The sequence below is a fragment of the Microbacterium sp. HSID17254 genome (assembly GCF_003989315.1).
Lineage (GTDB): Bacteria > Actinomycetota > Actinomycetes > Actinomycetales > Microbacteriaceae > Microbacterium.
This window is the reverse complement of sequence record NZ_RBLT01000149.1, coordinates 1-623: the sequence shown is the minus strand read 5'-3', so window position 1 is coordinate 623 and position 623 is coordinate 1. Positions and strand designations below refer to the sequence as shown.

The 623-nt window shown below is 72.6% G+C and carries 2 protein-coding genes; both read right to left on the bottom strand.

All coding sequences use genetic code 11. From position 1 onward, the window contains the following. Positions 1 to 191: hypothetical protein (locus tag D8M34_RS18235; protein WP_202976297.1), on the bottom strand; the 191-nt coding region annotated here is incomplete at its 3' end. A 2-nt stretch (positions 192 to 193) separates the two neighbouring features. Beyond that, the coding region (gene ruvX, locus D8M34_RS18230) for a Holliday junction resolvase RuvX (protein ID WP_126894723.1) at positions 194 to 623 on the bottom strand (430 nt) is incomplete at its 5' end.

The window sequence follows — 623 nt, the reverse complement described above, 5'->3', positions numbered from 1 at the left end:
CCGGGGTCCGGAGCGGGCGGGGCCTCCTGCTCGCGCGCCGCGGCCTCCCTGGCCGCACGGCGGGATCCGGGCGCCGGCGTGTCGTCTCCGGCGGTCGGGACCTGCGGGGACGGAGCGGGGAGGTTCTCGAACAGATCCCCCAACCGGGTGCTCTGCTCGTGCTCGGGCGCACGGCTCTCGCGTTCGGACATGTTCAGGCGGGCTCCTCGTCAACGGGGACCGGGGCACCGGCCGGGTTTCCGGTGCTCTTCTCCGTGTCGATCGCCTGCTGCAGCAGCACCACGGCGGCGACCTGATCCACAATGCTACGAGAGTTCTTCTGTGATCGCCCAGAACTCCGCAACGCCGCATGCGCGGAGACGGTGCTCAGACGCTCGTCGACGAGGCGTACCGGCACACCGCTCCGCGCCTGGAGAGCCGCCGCGAACTCGCGCGCATCCACCGTCGACGGCGTGTCGGCACCCTGCATGTTCACGGGCAGCCCGACGACGATCTCCAGCGGCTCGTACTCCGCAGCCAGCTCCGCGATGCGCGAGAGCGAGCGCTCGTCGCGGGGCACGGTCTCGACGGGGACGGCCAGCATGCCGTCCGGATCGGACCGGGCCACGCCCACGCGGGCCCGA